Source organism: Polaribacter atrinae, assembly GCF_038023995.1.
GTDB lineage: Bacteria > Bacteroidota > Bacteroidia > Flavobacteriales > Flavobacteriaceae > Polaribacter > Polaribacter atrinae.
Genome location: NZ_CP150660.1, coordinates 3,885,109 through 3,902,026 on the forward strand (window position 1 = coordinate 3,885,109; position 16,918 = coordinate 3,902,026).

At 31.9% G+C, this 16,918-nt stretch carries 14 protein-coding genes; 2 read left to right on the forward strand and 12 right to left on the reverse strand.

The window, feature by feature from the left end; genetic code table 11:
• Positions 1–152: 152 nt before the first annotated feature.
• From WG945_RS17080 to WG945_RS17095, 4 genes are all read right to left on the reverse strand, one after another.
• A complete protein-coding gene (locus WG945_RS17080; protein WP_068449864.1) occupies positions 153–917 on the reverse strand; it encodes a TIGR02757 family protein in 765 nt (254 codons plus the stop codon).
• Between the two features lie 6 nt (positions 918–923).
• Positions 924–1,469 carry a CPBP family intramembrane glutamic endopeptidase gene (locus WG945_RS17085; RefSeq protein ID WP_068449865.1) on the reverse strand — a complete coding sequence of 182 codons (546 nt, stop codon included), beginning with the start codon at positions 1,467–1,469 and terminating at the stop codon, positions 924–926.
• Between the two features lie 45 nt (positions 1,470–1,514).
• Positions 1,515–2,177 (reverse strand): ABC transporter ATP-binding protein, encoded by a 663-nt coding sequence (locus WG945_RS17090; RefSeq protein WP_068449866.1) that lies wholly within the window; start codon positions 2,175–2,177, stop codon positions 1,515–1,517.
• A gap of 194 nt (positions 2,178–2,371) precedes the next feature.
• Positions 2,372–4,795, reverse strand: coding sequence for a DUF5916 domain-containing protein (locus WG945_RS17095; RefSeq protein WP_068449867.1), 2,424 nt, complete (start codon positions 4,793–4,795; stop codon positions 2,372–2,374).
• 237 nt (positions 4,796–5,032) lie between these two features.
• Between WG945_RS17095 and sucC the strand changes: the two genes are divergently transcribed.
• Together sucC and WG945_RS17105 are read left to right on the forward strand one after the other, a co-directional pair.
• The gene (gene sucC / locus WG945_RS17100) at positions 5,033–6,235 is read left to right on the forward strand and encodes an ADP-forming succinate--CoA ligase subunit beta (protein WP_068449868.1); all 1,203 of its coding nucleotides are present in this window, start codon (positions 5,033–5,035) and stop codon (positions 6,233–6,235) included.
• A gap of 92 nt (positions 6,236–6,327) precedes the next feature.
• A complete protein-coding gene (locus tag WG945_RS17105; RefSeq protein ID WP_068449869.1) occupies positions 6,328–6,894 on the forward strand; it encodes a hypothetical protein in 567 nt (188 codons plus the stop codon).
• 99 nt (positions 6,895–6,993) lie between these two features.
• On the opposite strand, the gene WG945_RS17110 is transcribed toward WG945_RS17105, so the two are convergent.
• From WG945_RS17110 to WG945_RS17145, 8 genes are all read right to left on the reverse strand, one after another.
• On the reverse strand, positions 6,994–8,985 hold the full coding sequence (locus tag WG945_RS17110; protein ID WP_068449870.1) for a heavy metal translocating P-type ATPase: 1,992 nt from the start codon (positions 8,983–8,985) through the stop codon (positions 6,994–6,996).
• Between the two features lie 56 nt (positions 8,986–9,041).
• Positions 9,042–9,458 carry a Fur family transcriptional regulator gene (locus tag WG945_RS17115; RefSeq protein ID WP_068449871.1) on the reverse strand — a complete coding sequence of 139 codons (417 nt, stop codon included), beginning with the start codon at positions 9,456–9,458 and terminating at the stop codon, positions 9,042–9,044.
• Positions 9,459–9,460: 2 nt separating this feature from the next.
• Positions 9,461–10,660 carry an efflux RND transporter periplasmic adaptor subunit gene (locus WG945_RS17120; RefSeq protein WP_068449872.1) on the reverse strand — a complete coding sequence of 400 codons (1,200 nt, stop codon included), beginning with the start codon at positions 10,658–10,660 and terminating at the stop codon, positions 9,461–9,463.
• 4 nt (positions 10,661–10,664) lie between these two features.
• A complete protein-coding gene (locus WG945_RS17125) occupies positions 10,665–14,999 on the reverse strand; it encodes a CusA/CzcA family heavy metal efflux RND transporter (RefSeq protein ID WP_068449873.1) in 4,335 nt (1,444 codons plus the stop codon).
• A gap of 114 nt (positions 15,000–15,113) precedes the next feature.
• Positions 15,114–15,422 carry a DUF6660 family protein gene (locus WG945_RS17130; RefSeq protein ID WP_068449874.1) on the reverse strand — a complete coding sequence of 103 codons (309 nt, stop codon included), beginning with the start codon at positions 15,420–15,422 and terminating at the stop codon, positions 15,114–15,116.
• A 108-nt stretch (positions 15,423–15,530) separates the two neighbouring features.
• Positions 15,531–15,818, reverse strand: coding sequence for a type II toxin-antitoxin system RelE/ParE family toxin (locus WG945_RS17135; protein WP_068449875.1), 288 nt, complete (start codon positions 15,816–15,818; stop codon positions 15,531–15,533).
• Positions 15,818–16,051, reverse strand: a complete 234-nt coding sequence (locus WG945_RS17140; protein ID WP_068449876.1) for a ribbon-helix-helix domain-containing protein — start codon at positions 16,049–16,051, stop codon at positions 15,818–15,820. Before WG945_RS17140 ends, WG945_RS17135 begins: the two co-directional genes overlap by 1 nt.
• Before the next feature lie 639 nt (positions 16,052–16,690).
• Complete coding sequence (locus WG945_RS17145) at positions 16,691–16,867, reverse strand: hypothetical protein (protein ID WP_157603623.1); 177 nt, start codon at positions 16,865–16,867, stop codon at positions 16,691–16,693.
• Positions 16,868–16,918 lie beyond the last annotated feature (51 nt).

The window sequence follows — 16,918 nt, forward strand, 5'->3', positions numbered from 1 at the left end:
CGTTAGAGATGTGTAAGATAATCTTTTGAAATTAAACCACAATATTAGCCTTTAATTCGAAAATAAAAATAGCAAGTTAAGGGATGAAAAGGAACGTTGAATTAGAAGTGAATTACAGTTTTATTTGTCCTTTTTTTTAAGGTTAAAGGCTTTTAAAATTTTTCAAAAACCCCTAAACCAAATAATGCAAAATCATATTTTACAGGATCATTTTTGTCTAATTTTCGTAAGTTGGTATCTAATTCAGAAAGAGCTTTCCAGTCGTTTTGTTTTCTTAAAAGTAGTTTTAATTTTCGAGCAACATTACCAGAATGTACATCTAATGGACATGATAAATTTGATGGTTTGTGGGTTTTCCAAATGCCGAAATCTACCCCTTTATTATCGTTTCTAACCATCCATCTTAAGAACATATTTATCCTTTTTGCAGCCGAATTTTTTAGAGGATCTGAGATGTGCTTTTGAGTTCTTTGTTGATGATCAACTTCAAAAAAAACTTGTTTTAAATGATGAATTGCATGCTTATAATCGGTCTGTTTTTCATCAACCAATAACACTTTTTCTAATCCCTGGTGATGCGTATAAATATGATTTAAAGACGTTATAAATTGTTTTAAATCGATTGCATTAAAAGTTCTGTGCACAAAATTATCAAGAGATTTTAAATCATTTTCTTGATGATTCATCACAAAATCAAAAGGAGAATTATCAAAAAGATCCATCATTTTAATGGCATTTTTAATAATCATAGTTCGATTTCCCCAAGAAATAGTTGCTGTTAAAAAGCCTGCAATTTCAATATCTTCCTTTTTTGTGAATAAATGGGGGATCTGAATTGGATCAGATTCAATAAAATTAGGAGTGTTATATAGCGTTACTTTCTCGTCTAAAAACTCTTTTAATTCAGATTTTTTCATAATTATCTATTCGAATAAAAAACTCATTAAAAATAAAAAACCATTATAACTTCCATGGAGTAGCATTGCCCATAATAAGCCAAATTTAACCCTTATATAACCAAAATAACCACCAACTAATAATTGAGGTAAGATTAAAATAGGAGAGAGTAATAGTACGTTTGTGGTGATTTCAAAATTTGTAATATGTACAAAACCAAAAATCAATGTAAAAATATAGAAAGCATATTTAAACGATTTTGGTTTTACGAATATCGTTATTGGAGCTCTAAATAAAGTTTCTTCTAAGATAGGAGTAAGAATAGAGCCCAATAATAAAATTTGAATAAAAGACATGTCTTTAAACATTTCTTCTAGTTTATGGGTTTCAAAATCTACAAGTTGTAGTTCTTGAAGCACACTGAATATTGGTGTTATTATAATACTAGTAATGATACTAATAATAAAGAGGTGAAAGAGAATTTTAATACGATAGCCAGTATTCTTATTGGGATCTATGCCTGGTACTGGGTTTTTTAAATAAGTAATTACATTATTAAAGGTTTCTTTCATTATCTAGGTTTATTTATAAGTAGTATTAAACTTAGAAATGTTACACTATTCTATAATTTTACCGTCAATCATAGTTAATTTTCTATCTGCCATATTTGCTAATTCTTCATTATGTGTAATAATTACAAAGGTTTGTCCAAATTCATCACGCAATTTAAAGAACAATTCATGTAGGTTTTTAGCAGATTCAGTATCTAGATTTCCACTAGGTTCATCCGCTAATATAACGGATGGATTGTTAATTAATGCTCTGGCAACGGCTACTCTTTGTTGTTCTCCTCCAGAAAGTTCATTGGGTTTGTGGCTTACTCTATGAGATAAACCTAAAAAAGTAAGTATTTCTTTAGCTCTTGTTTCTGTTTCTTGTTTTGTTTTTTTCGCTATAAAAGCAGGGATACAAACATTTTCTAATGCTGTAAACTCTGGCAATAATTGATGAAATTGAAAAATAAAGCCAATATGCTGGTTTCTAAAAGAAGAAAGTTTTTTGTCTGCGAGGTTTTTTAGTGAAACGTTATTTAGTTTCAACTCGTAATTTTGGTCTTTTTGTGGTTTGTCTAAGGTGCCTAAAATTTGAAGTAAGGTTGTTTTTCCTGCTCCAGATGGACCAACAATAGCAACGATTTCTCCTTTTTTAATGTGTAAATCTACTCCTTTTAAAACTTCTACATCCCCATAATATTTGTGAATGTTTTTACCTATTATCATACCTCTAACTTTGTAACGAATGTATAAAAAAGACTTTAATTATTGATCATAAAAAAACGGATATCCTTATAGATGAAGAATATCCGTTTATTATAGAACCGAGATTTATAATATATTTTGTCTTTCTTTAATACTAAAATGTCTATTCGAGTAATTTTGAGAGATAAAAAAAGCATCGAGAACTATTTAAGAAGTTAAAATATATTTTTCAATTTATTATAATCAATAAAATAAACGATTCTTAAAGAAAATGTATGTCTTTGAGATTGCTCAAATAAATTGTCTAAATTTTTACTGAAATTTAAATCTGCATTTGTGTCTTCATTAAATATAGCATTTCTGTAAAAAGCAATTAACTGACTTCCTGGGGCAAATTGCCAAATGTAATTTAAGTCTAAATTCCAACTGTTAAAGTTCACATCTTGACTTGTGTAGGTGGTGTTTGGGTCTAGACCTCCATTAGTGTTTAGGTTGTAATAATTGTTATAGTTCACAGCGCCCCAATAATGTCTAAAGCTAAGTGATAAAGAAGAATTGGTGCTAAAACTATATTTACCAGCAATGGTGTTGGTGTAATTTTTTCGATCTCTTTTTCCGAAGATAATATTTGTGTTTACTTCATCTACAAAACCTAAATCATTATCCGTTTTATTGTAATTTAATTGATATTGTAAAGAAAACTGATTTGTAAATCGATAACGAGGCGCAATACTAAAGCCATAAGCAGCTTTGTTGTAGTTGTTGTAACCAGAATAATAGATATCAGAATTTATTTCTAATTTTTTTTGAGAGTTGGTAGAAATCCAAATGTTTATATTTTTCCGTTCTGGTTGTAAGAAATAAATACCACTTGTAGATCCTTGTCTCGGCTCAAAATAATCTTTTTCTTTGGTACTGTAATTTAGGTTTCCTCCATAAGTAAAACGTTTTCTTGTTTGAGCTTCAAATCCTGCGCTAGCATTGTAACCTGTGTAAATACCAGAAAAATGCTGAAAATTTACATTATTATAATAGTAAAAATTATACCAGTTGTAATTTTTAGTAGGTTGTAGTGTGCGCCAACCTATACTACCATAAATAGATTGTTGGTTGTTAGTAAAAAGAATCCCTAAATCATTTGGGTTAAAATCTTTATTTTCAAAATTATAACCTAGTTCCCAATTCCAGTGGTCAGAATTATACCCAAAACTATTGTCAAACGTATAACCAGTGTTTGGGTTGTTAATGTCATCAGAAATGTTACTCATTTTAACAGAGCCATCTACATTGTATTTACTGTCTTTTGTTTCTATATGCCAATCAAGAGCTGTTACATTAGCATCTCTAAACTTGCCATCTCTAGTAACATTTGTATTGATTAATGTTACCGTAGAATTCTGATTAAACTGTTGGTCTAAAACTAAAATATTATAATTTGTAAAAGGCGCTATTACTTCTTTTCTGGTGTCTCCTGTTGTATTGTTTTTAATAGTTGCTTCTGTTTTTTCTGTAATGGCATTAAAAAAACCAATCCCCAAACCGTTTTTGGTTCTTCCAGAAACTTTAATGGCATTTAACATGTTTATTTTACTTGGGTAATCTGTAATTTCTTCATCCGAAGTTAGAGTGCTTTCTACGTTAAATTGATCTATTGGATCACTACCTATTCTTCTAGAGTAAAAAAGATTGGCTTTGTTAAATAGTTCTATTCCCTCTGTAAAAAATTGTCTTTGTTCTGTAAATTGTTGTTCAAAAGGACCTAAATTTAATTCAACATCATCAAAACCAACCTGACTAAAATCTGGAATTAGAGTAGCATCTAATGTAAAATTTTCTGTTAAACCATATTTAATGTCCATACCAACACTCCAATCGTAGGCGGTATGTCCTTCAAAAGTATTGGCTGTTGCAGATGCGTAAGGATAGAAATTTAATCTGGTAGGAGGTTTAATGTCTCTAAAATCTTCAATTAATCCATCATATTGTGTCCATTTTCCAACAGCGTTGTCAATGTGAGTCCAAGTATGTTGTGCATTTAGTTTTTCTAATCTTCGGTGAAAATTAAATCCCCAAGATTGTACAGGTCTGTTTGCAAAACGAATTGCTCGGTATGGAATTTTCATTTCTACGGCCCAACCTTTATCATTAATTTTTGCGGCACTCTCCCAAACAGCACTCCAATTAAAGTCTTCATCTCCGTTAGAAACTTTAGCATCACCTTGGTTTCCGGTAGTTTGAACTAGAAATTCAAAAGGATTTTGACCGTCGTCATTAGGGTTTATAGTAACCAAAAAGAAGTCTGCAATACTAAAATTATCTCTTGTTGCAAATTCTTGCGGAATGCCTTCTGGGTCGGGGTCATTCATTTGAGCAGAAATATAAATGGCATCATCATCATAAATAACTTTAACAGTTGTTTGATATTCTTCTGAAACTAATTTACCGTTGTTGGGTCTTAAATCAACAAAATTTGTACACACTTCTGCATCTCTCCAAGAATTATCTTCTAAAAAACCATCTATTTTTGGAGCTAATTTGACTCTTGTTGTTTTAATCTTTTTTCGATTTTCTTTTTGCTGAGCAATTAACTGATGTGATGATATTACTACGATTAGCAATAAAGTTATTTTTCTAAACATATAATTTTTGGTTGATTGTAGGTGCATTAAAAACGAATATTTCTAGCTTATTTTGATAGAATGGTTTTAAGTGTTCGTCATCATAAAGACGTGCATAGTGTTAAAGTGTTACACTTTTTGTTTATAAAATTTCTGTAGAAAATATAAAAAAAATGGCATTGACAAATTTTTAATAGAAACTATGCACCATTTTATATATGAATTTGTATTTTTGAATCCGTTATTAAACATTTACAGATGAACTTACACGAATATCAAGGAAAAGAAATATTAAACAGTTTTGGCGTTAGAATTCAACGTGGAATTGTTGCAAGTACTCCTGCTGAGGCAGTTGAAGCTGCAAAAAAACTTACAGAAGAAACAGGAACAGGTTGGCATGTAATTAAAGCGCAAGTTCACGCAGGTGGTCGTGGAAAAGGTGGTGGAGTTAAGTTAGCTAAAAACTTAGACCAAGTAAAAAGTATTTCTGATGATATTTTAGGAATGATGTTAGTTACTCCTCAAACTTCTGCAGAAGGAAAATTAGTAAACCAAGTTTTAATCTGTGAGGATGTATATTATCCTGGAGATTCTGAACCAGATGAATATTATATGTCTGTTTTATTAAACAGAGCAACTGGTAAAAACATGATTATGTATTCTACAGAAGGTGGAATGGATATTGAAACTGTTGCAGAAGAAACTCCGCACTTAATTTTTACAGAAGAGATTGATCCTTTATTAGGAATCATGCCTTTTCAAGCACGTAAAGTAGCTTTTAACTTAGGTTTATCTGGTGTTGCTTTTAAAGAAATGACAAAATTTGTTACTGCTCTTTATACTGCATATATTAAGTCTGATTCTGCGATGTTTGAAATTAACCCTGTGTTAAAAACATCTGATTCTAAAATTATGGCAGTTGATGCTAAAGTTTCTTTAGATGAAAATGCATTATATAGACATAAAGATTATGCAGCAATGCGTGATTTACGTGAAGAAAATCCAATTGAAGTTGAAGCTAAAGCTGCAGGTTTAAACTATGTAGATTTAGACGGAAATGTTGGTTGTATGGTAAACGGAGCTGGTTTAGCAATGGGAACTATGGATTTAATTAAAGAATCTGGAGGAGAGCCTGCTAACTTTTTAGACGTTGGTGGTACTGCAGATGCAGCAAGAGTTGAAACTGCTTTTGGTATCATTTTAAAAGACCCAAATGTAAAAGCAATTTTAGTAAACATTTTTGGAGGTATTGTACGTTGTGACAGAGTTGCACAAGGTGTTGTAGATGCTTACAAAAGTATGGGAGACAAAATTACGGTACCAATTATTTGTAGATTACAAGGTACAAATGCTAAAGAAGCAAAAGAATTAATTGACAATTCTGGAATGGAAATTATTTCTGCTACAGAATTTCAAGAAGCTGCTGATAAAGTACAAGAAGTTTTAGAAGCTGCTAAATAAGTAGTTTTATCAATATTAAAAACGCCTCATGAAAATGAGGCGTTTTTTTTGTGATAATATGTATATTTAAAAAAAAATATTATTTAAAAATTATGAAAAAGATATTATGTATGCTGTTATTGTTTTCAATGCCATTAATAGCGCAAGAGGTACCAAATTCAGTAGTATTTTGGAATTCTTTAAAAGAACATTGTGGTAAATCTTACCAAGGAACAATCGTTGCAGGAGGAAAAGAAGGAGATGGCTTTACTGGAGAGAAATTGGTAATGCATGTTCGTTCTTGTGAAGATGATATCATTAGAATTCCTTTTTTTGTTGGTGATGACAAATCTAGAACGTGGGTTTTTACAATGGATAAAGATAATTTGATTCAGTTAAAACACGATCATAGGCACAAAGATGGATCAGAATATGAGATTACACAATATGGAGGTATGAGTTCGAATGTTGGGTTGTTTAATCTTCAAGTTTTTCCTGCGGATAAACAAACAATAAATTTAATTCCTGCTGCTGCGACTAATGTTTGGTGGGTAACTTTAGATGCTACAAGTTTCACCTACAATTTAAGAAGAATAGGTTCTGATAGATATTTTTCTGTAAAGTTTGATATAACTAAAGAAATAGAAACTCCAACTGCTCCTTGGGGAAGTGAAGAGTAGTCTTGTTTAAAGAGTAAATAAGTTAAAAAGCCTCACTTAAGTTGAAATCATTTCAGTTTAAGTGAGGCTTTATCTTGTTTTTATAAGTAATTACGATGCTTAATCGTACTGCATTCTTTGTAATCTCACTGCATTTAAAATAGCTAATAAAGCTACGCCTACATCAGCAAAAACGGCTTCCCACATGGTTGCTAATCCTAGAGTTCCTAAAATCATTACAACTAATTTTACACCAAAAGCGAGTGCTATATTTTGCCAAATAATTTTACGAGTAGCACGACTTATTTTTATCGCTTTTACAACTTTAGAGGGTTGATCTGTCTGAATAATAACATCTGCAGTTTCAATAGCAACATCACTACCTAAGCCACCCATTGCAATACCAATATCACTTGTAGCTAAAACAGGAGCATCATTAATTCCATCACCTATAAAAGCGATTTTATTTGAAGTGTTTTTCTTTAATATTTCCACTTCATTTAATTTATCCTCGGGCAATAATCCGCCTTTGGCGATTTTAATTCCTAATTCTGATGCTACTTTTTGAGTTATAGAGTCTTTATCGCCAGAAAGCATTATAATGTTTTTGATGCCCACTTTATGTAGGTTGATAATGGTTTCTTTTGCGTCGTCCTTTAGTTCATCAGCAATAACCACATAGCCAGCAAATACTTTATCAATAGCAACTAAAACAATAGACTCTACAATAGTTTCAACCTCTGGTTGGATGTCAATTTTGTTAGCCATCATTAAAGCTTTGTTACCAACTAAAATAGTTTTTCCATTGACGATTCCTTTTAAACCTTTTCCTGCAATTTCAGAGACTTCTGTAGCTTTAAAATGTACTTCTTCTGCTTTGTATTCTAAAATAGCTTTTGCAATTGGGTGCGTAGATTGTTCTTCTATGGCAAAAAGGTATTTCATAAATTCTTTTTCTTCCCAACCAATCGTTTTAATCTTTTTGATTTTAAAAACACCTTTCGTCACAGTTCCTGTTTTGTCTAGAACCAACGTATTTATTTTGGTCATGGTGTCTAAAAAAGAAGCACCTTTAAATAAGATTCCGTTTTTAGAAGCCGCTCCCAATCCACCAAAATAACCTAACGGAATAGAAATCACCAAAGCACAAGGGCAAGAAATTACCAAGAATATTAAGGCTTTATATAACCAGTCTGCAAATACATAATCATTAACAAAAAAGTAAGGTAATAATGTTACTGCTATTGCAAGATATACCACAATTGGTGTGTAAATTCGTGCGAATTTTCTGATAAATAATTCCGTTTTAGATTTTCTAGCTGTGGCATTCTGTACTAAATCTAAGATTCTAGCAATAGAACTATCTTTAAATTCTTTAGTAACCTCAACTTCAATGACGCTTTCTAGGTTAATACTACCTGCAAATACAGTATCGCCTTTTGCAATAGTATTTGGTTTACTTTCTCCTGTTAATGCCGCGGTATTTAAAACTGCTTTTACTGAAGTTAAAATTCCATCTAAAGGAATTTTTTCTCCTACTCGAACCTGAATTTTCTCTCCAATACCAACTTCTTCAGGAGTTACGCTTTCGATGTTGCCATTGCTAAAAACATTGGCTTCTTTAGGACGAACATCTAGCAATGCTTTGATGTTTCCTTTTGCGCTATTAACAGCAGCATCTTGAAACAATTCGCCAACGGCATAAAATAACATAACAGCAACACCTTCCGGGTATTCACCAATAGCAAAGGCACCAATAGTAGCGATAGACATAAGGAAAAACTCCGTAAAAAGAGTACCTTTTTTAATGCTTTGGTAACCTTCTTTAATTACAGGTAGCCCAACAGGTAAGTAAGCAATTCCGTACCAAATAATACGGAGCCAATCTTTAAAAAATGCAGCAGCTGTATTGAGCGCAGTCAAAATGTTAAAATAATCGAAGGCAATACCAATCATCAGCATTGTGAAACTTACAATTGCAGGAATGTAGGCTTTGAATCCATTTGGTTCTCCATCATGATTATGACCATCGTGATTATGACCATCATTATGATTGTGTTCTTTTTCTGAACTTGGTTTTATGTCTCTTAAATTGCGATGTTCTTTTTTCATTTGTACTTTAAATTTAACACAAATGTGCTGTAAAATAGCGTGCAACGGAAGTGCATTTATTGTCCGCTACATTTATCACAAATACCCTTTACAACTAAATTTACGTTTTCAGAAATAAAACCATCGGGCACTTTTATTTGTGGAATTTTAAGATCTGTTAAACAAACTGTTTCGTTGCAATTATTGCAGTGGAAATGTAAGTGCAAATCGGTGCCAATTTCACAAGTACACCCTTGTTCACAAAGGGCATATTTTATAGTGCCAGTTCCGTCATCAATTTGATGCACGATTGCCTTTTCTTCAAACGTTTTAATCGTTCTGTATAAAGTGGTTCTATCTGCTTTTTCGAAAGCATTTTCAATATCTGTTAAGGTAACAGCAACTTGCTTTTTATCCAAAAATTTGTAAATAAGCAAGCGCATTGCAGTAACACGTATATTGTTCGATTCTAAAAATTGTTCTATGGTTTGCATGGTTAATGTGAGTGTTCTGCGTCTCCTTTTTTCATTTCTGCAATAAGGTAATACGCGTTGTTATAAGCAAATTTTGTGGTTGGGTCTATTTCTGTTAGAAAGCTAACCGCAATCCATTTTCCATCTTTTTGACCAGGAATTACTTCTAGCGGTTTAAAGCTCCAAGCATCATTTTCTTTTTCTACTGTAAATACATAAAAACGATCTCCCTCTTTTGTAACGGCACTTTCTGGCAATGCAGTTGTTTGTACATTATCAACCTGAATTTTTCCTTTAATATACATTCCCGGAATTAAATTACCTGCTTTGTTTTCAATTTCTGCATGAACGTGAACTGCTTTTGGGTTTTCTTCAAAGGTTTTGCTTACCGAATAAATCTCTGCCGTTAATTCCTGATTCGGAACTGATTGAACATCAAACGCTATTTTCTGACCTTTTTTTACTTTGTATACATCTTTTTCAAAAACCATTAAATCTGCATGCACGTGATGCGTGTCTACAATTTCGAATAATTCCGTTTGTGGATCTACATATTGTCCCATTTTAACTTCAACCTTTTGTACAAAACCTTCAATGGGAGTTCGCAAAGCGATACGTTGAAAAATGGTTCCATTTCTTACAGACGAAGTATTAATGTTTAATAATTTTAATTGCGCTCCAAGTCCGTTAACCAACGCTTTTGAAGCTTCGTATGCCGCGGCTGCTTTTTGAAAATTAGCACCAGATCCAACGCCTGCTTTGTATAATTTTTGTTGACGTTCAAATCCTTTTTGTAAGAAATTACGATTGCTGTAAGCATTTAAATATTCAGTTTGCATGCTTATAATATTCGGGTGTGATAAGTAGGCCACAACCTGACCTTTCTTTACCTTATCTCCCTCGATCACTTCTATGGAAACCACATTTGCACCAACAACCGAAGTAATTGCTGCTTCATTTTGTGGTGGAACTTCTAATGTTCCGTTTGCTTCTACGTAACCACTCATTTGTCTTTTGGTTACGGTTGCTACTTCCATTTTTAAAGCTTCATATTGTTGTGCAGAAAGCATTGCTTCTTCAATTTTTTTAGGATGTTCCTCTTGTTTTACATCCGTTTTAACTTCTTTCTCATTAGAATATCCATCGCCTTCTTTATATCCGCATGATGTTAAAAAAGCTGCGAGAACGACTATTGTTATGATGTTATATATGGTGTTTTTCATTTTCTTAATTTTTAAAATATTGTAATTCGAAAGTACTTTCTAGATAATTGATAAATGTGTCTTGTGCTTCTAATTCCGATTGAATTGCTTCTTTTATAAGTTGCGTAAAAGTGGTATAATCAATTTCGCCTTCTTTGTAAGCAAATAATGCTCCTGTTTTTTGTACTGATGTTAGCGGTAAAACTTCCTCTTTGTAAAAGAGCCACGAAGTTTTCCATTTTCGATAGTTTTCTTTTGCTTGAAACAATTTAAACTGTACTTCTTTTTGCTGAAATTCTACATTCGCTTCTGCAATCTCTTTATCTATTTTGGCTGTTTTAATTTGTGCTTTGGTATTTCCTGATAAAAAAGGAATGGTAACACCTGCTTGATAGGTATAAAAACCAGAACTGTTGCCTACTTTTTGCAAACCACCTTGAAGGTTGAATTTTGGTAAACTTTCTGCTTTTGCAACTTTATAATTCGCTTCTGCTTCTGCAACTTGCAATTTAGATAAGCTATATAAAGGATGAGATTCGGCATTAAAAGTATTGATATCGATCGTATTGAAATCTTCGAATTTATTTGGAACCGTAAAGAAAACATCAGTAACAAACCATAAATTAAACTGTTGCAAGGCTATAACATACGCACTATACGCTTGTTTTGTTTTATTCTGAATTTGTAAACTTTGGTTTTTAGCTGCCAAATATTCTAATTTAGAAATAGCTTCTACTTCATAATTTAAAGCAACCGATTTTTCAAAATTATCATAAATGGAATCCAATTCTTTGTATAAGTTATAATTCCTTTTGGTTTTAAAAACGTTAGACCAGGCTTTTTTAACTTCTAATTCTAAATCTAGTTCAGAAAGCTGAAATGCTTTTTCTGCCAATTGAATCCGTTGTTTCTGTAACTTTAATTTTGATGAAATTCCAAATACATCAATATTAGATTGTCCTAAACCGATAGTTGTATACACGCCAGAACTACTTTTTATTTCTTCGCCGCTTGTGTAAATCTGTGTAGTTCCAAAATCATAAGCAGTACTTTTTAATAGTTGCTGTTTATCGATTTCTAACTGACGTTGTTTTAAACTAGGGTAGTTGTCTTTTGATAATTGAACAGCATCCTGTATAGAAATAACAGGTAGTTTATCCACTGGTTCTTGCGCATTACCTACAATTGGTAATAGGAATATGAAAATTAAAATAGCCGCAGTTGTAATGAGTTTTTTATTCATCTTAAAATTAAAAGTTTTGTTTTCTACCCAATGATATAAAATAGGTAAAACAAATAAAGTTAATAGGGTAGCGGTTAATAAACCACCAATAACAACGGTTGCTAAAGGTTTTTGTACTTCTGCGCCTGCAGATGATGAAATTGCCATTGGTAAAAAACCTAAAACATCTGTAAAAGCAGTTAACATTATAGGTCTAATACGTCTTTTTGTACCTTCAATAATTCGGTCTTTTAAATTGGTAACACCTTCTTCTTTTAGTTCATTTAGGCCGCTAATCATTACCAATCCGTTTAAAACGGCAACCCCAAAGAGCACAATAAAACCAACGCCGGCAGAAATACTAAATGGCATGTCTCTAAACCATAAAGCAAAAACACCACCAATCGTTGCCATTGGTATTGCTATGTAAATCATTAACGTTTGTGGTAGTGATTTTAACGCAAAATAAATCAACACAAAAATAAGTAAGAGCGCAAGCGGAACAACAGTTTGCAAACGATTACTAGCACGTTCTAAATTCTCAAAAGCACCTCCATAGCGGATAAAATATCCTGCGGGTAATGTTAACTTTGCGTCTAGTTTTACTTTGATTTCTTCTACCAAAGATTTTACATCACGACCTCTAACATTAATACCAACATAAGTTCTTCTATTCGTATTGTCTCTACTAATTTGCATTGGACCAGATTTGTAACTCACATCGGCAACTTCACGCAATGGAATTTGTACTCCAGAAGGTAAATTGATAAACAAGTTTTGCACGTCTGATATATCTTTTCTGTTTTCAGAATTTAATCTTACTACCAAATCGAAGCGTTTTTCACCTTCAAAAATAATACCTGCAGTTCCTCCTGCAAAAGCAGATTGTACAATTTGGTTTAAAGTGTTTATTTGCAAGCCGTATTGCGCTAATTTATTTCTGTTGTAGGTAATTGTTATTTGTGGTAAACCTGTGGTTGCTTCTGCTTTCATATCACCAATACCTTCTGTACCTGCAATAATTTTAGAAATTTCTTCAGCTTTTTGAGAAAGGATATCAATGTCTTCTCCATAAATTTTTATGGCAATATCTTCTCTAACACCTTCTAGTAACTCATTAAAACGCATTTCCATAGGTTGTGTAAATTCGTAATTTACCCCAGGAATCATTTCAACAGCTTCTTTCATTTTATCAATTAACTCATCTTTAGAAGTTACGGTTGTCCATTTTTCTTTAGGTTTTAGAATTACAAAAACATCTGCAATATCCATTGGCATTGGGTCTGTTGGTATTTCGGCAACACCAATACGACTCACAATTTTTTCAACCTCTGGGAACTTCGCTTTTACAATTTGCTCAATTTTAGTAGTGGTTTCAATGGTTTCTGATAAAGAACTTCCAGGTTTTAAAATAGCATGAAAAGCAATATCACCTTCATCTAGTTGCGGTATAAATTCGCCACCCATTTTAGAAAATATAAAAACTGTAATTCCGAATAAAACTACTGATGCTCCAATAATCAATTTTCCTTTTTTTAAGGCTTTTTCTAATAAAGGTTGGTATGTGCGTTCTGCCCAATGCACAAATCTGTCTCCATAAGATTTTTTATCAGATTTTGGTTCTCTTAAAATTAAGGCAGAAATCATTGGTACATAAGTTAAACATAATAACATGGCACCAATCATGGCAAAAATAAAAGTCAAAGCCATTGGTTTAAACATTTTGCCTTCAATACCTTCTAGGGCTAGAATTGGTAGAAAAACAATTAGAATAATTAATTGACCAAAAAAAGCTGCATTCATCATCTTTTTTGAAGATTTAGAAGCAATATGATCACGTTCGTTTTGCGATAGTTTTTTCTTTTTTAATACTTGAGATGTAATTAAGAAAACAGTGCTTTCTACAATAATTACAGCTCCATCAACAATAATTCCGAAATCGATAGCACCTAAACTCATTAGGTTTGCCCAAACGCCAAAAGCGTTCATCAATATAAATGCAAAGAGTAAAGACAGCGGAATCGTAGAAGCAACAATTAGTCCACCTCGCCAATTACCTAATAAGAAAATCAACACAAAAATTACGATTAATGCCCCTTCTACTAAGTTCCCTGAAACGGTAGAGATGGTTTCACCAATTAATTTACTTCTATCTAACAACGGTTCTATAACAACGCCTTCTGGTAACGACTTTTCTATTTCAGCCATTCTTAACTTTACGTTTTCTATAACTTCGTTAGAGTTTGCGCTTTTAAGCATCATTACCAAACCGCCAACAACTTCGCCTTCTCCGTCTTGGGTTAGTGCACCATAACGAATGGCAGCACCATATTGAACTTTAGCAATATCGCCAATGGTAATTGGAATATTATTGGTGTTTTTAATAACAATCTGTCTAATATCGTCTAAACTTCTTGCCAATCCTTCTCCACGAATAAAGTTGGCTTGATGATTTTTTTCGATATAAGCGCCTCCTGTATTTTGATTATTGGCTTCCAATGCTTCAAAAACATCGGTAATGGTTAAACCAATTGCATTTAACTCGTTCGGGTCTACGGCAACTTCATATTGTTTTATTTTTCCGCCAATGGCGTTTACTTCTACAACACCTTTTACCATTGCCATTTGACGTTGCACAATCCAATCTTGCATGGTTCTTAACTCGGTAATAGAATATTTGTCTTTAAAAGCAGGTTTTACTTTTAATGTATATTGATAAATTTCTCCTAAACCAGAAGAAATAGGTCCCATGGATGGTTCTCCAAATCCTTCGGGAATTTGAGCTTTAATGTCGTTTAGTTTTTCGGCAACTAATTGTCGCGGTAAATACGTGCCCATATCGTCATCAAAAACGACAGTTACAACAGATAAGCCAAAGCGAGAAATAGAACGAATTTCTTGCACATTTGGTAAGTTACTCATAGCAACTTCAACCGGATAGGTTATTATTTGTTCAATATCTTCGGTGCCTAAGTTAGGTGCTTGGGTAATTACTTGTACTTGGTTGTTGGTAATATCTGGTACAGCGTCAATAGGTACTTTGGTCATGCTCCAAATACCAGTTGCAATAATGGCAAGCGTGAACAAACCAATTATAAATTTGTTATTGATTGAAAAATCAATGATTTTATTAATCATAGAAAAAAGTTTAATTCAGTGAGATTTCTCGATATAATTCAGTTAGAATTATTCGAAATTAAATGAGTGTATAGTACTCAAGTTTGGATATAAGTATCCTCTTAAAAAACTGAATTATCCTATTGGAGGTTGTAAAATTGAAGCAGTAAAGTCTTTCTCCGAGCCATTTCGATAGAAAAAATCTTGTGTAGAGATATCAGAAGATTTAATGTTAAAAATGGCTACTTCCAGATCTGAAGCGTTTACATGACAGCATTGGCAAATACAGAAAGGAGAACATAAGTCTGAGTCTTGATGCTGATGGTCGTCATTAATTTGTGAAACTTCAGTTTTAACCATATCATTAGGCACTACAAAATCTGCACAAGGTGTTAAGTTGAGTGCAAAAATATAGAAAGCGAGTATGAAGGTTAAAATTTTCATTGGTACAAATATAAGTCTTTATTGTTGCAATGGTATTGCAAAAGAGACTATTGCATTTTATATATTGATTTAGGTTTTGTGGTAAACTGTTTATGTATTGTTGTTAAGTTATAGAATATTTTTCAAATCTTGTTTTCCAATTATTGCCATAATTTCTACACTATTTTCATTTATTTTGTAATAAATATTATCAGCACCACAAACACAGCGTCTATATCCAGTTTTTATGTAATCGACAGATTCAAAAGAAAAAGGATTTTCAGCTATGATATCAAAATTCTCAAAAAATGAATGGAAATATTTGTCAGCTTGATCTATTCCAAATTTTTCAACTCCGTATTTATGAATTCTTATTATGTCTTCTTTCGCTAAATTACTTAGTTTGTAATTAGCCATTAAATTAACGACTTTGATTCAGCTAATATTTGTTCTTTAGTTAAACTCGTAAATCCGCTGTTCTCGGCTTTATCTAACTTCTCACTAATCCAATCAATTTGTCTTTGTTGTTTTCTAGCTTGTCTAATTAAATCGTTTACAAGTTCACTTTTAGTTGAATACTCTTTTTTATCAACTTGACTTTTTAACCATTCATCATTTGGTTGTGTGAAAGAAATGCTTTGTCTCGCCATAATGTTTTATTTTGGTGCTAATTTACACCAAAAAGGTTGATTTAGGAAATTTAAAGTTTAATTTAAGTTGCTAACGTTACTGTATTATGAGAAATTGAGATTAAAATGAACGGTTATTTTCCGAAAGAAAATAGAATTTTAGAGAAATATAACTAATTGTGGTAAGTTAAAATTACGCAATTCTATATAATTAAATAGATAATGAGAATTGTAAGTAAAAAATTTAAAACTAAAATTGTTAATATAATATATAGAAAGAAGACAGTGAGTCTCTTAATATATTTAAAACAAATTTTAATGTACTTTTTTAATTGTGATGATGAAATAACATTGACGTATTTAGTAGCAAAAATGCACAGCAAATTACCACCAATTTCTATTAATTGGTTCATATTTAAGATAGGTCGTCGCTAGTTATACTTTTTGCTTTTCAGAGGAACTGAAAGTACATTGTAAATTTAAGATTAATTACTCGTGATTCTCAAAAACATAACAAAGAGTTATTAACATATAATTAACAGTGAATATTTGAGAGTTAGTATTGGGTATGAAATTTTTTAGCTTAAATAGTTAAATTCCAATAATAATTTTTTTCAAATTGATTTGGTTCAATATCTGTTAAAGTCAGACAACAGAGTTTTAATTCAGAGCGATTTTTAATTTACCAAATTGTTGTCCACCATAATGTCCAATATTAAATCCTTGTCCTAATCGTAAATATTGTTTTAAATGATTTCTCAAAATGGCATTTTCTTTTATTCCGTCAGATTTTCCTATATAAATTGTTATGGGCTTTTCTACCCAATTATTTTTCAATTCTTCAAGTGAAAGATTAGGTACTTTGCATTTAAAAAAATACTCTAACTC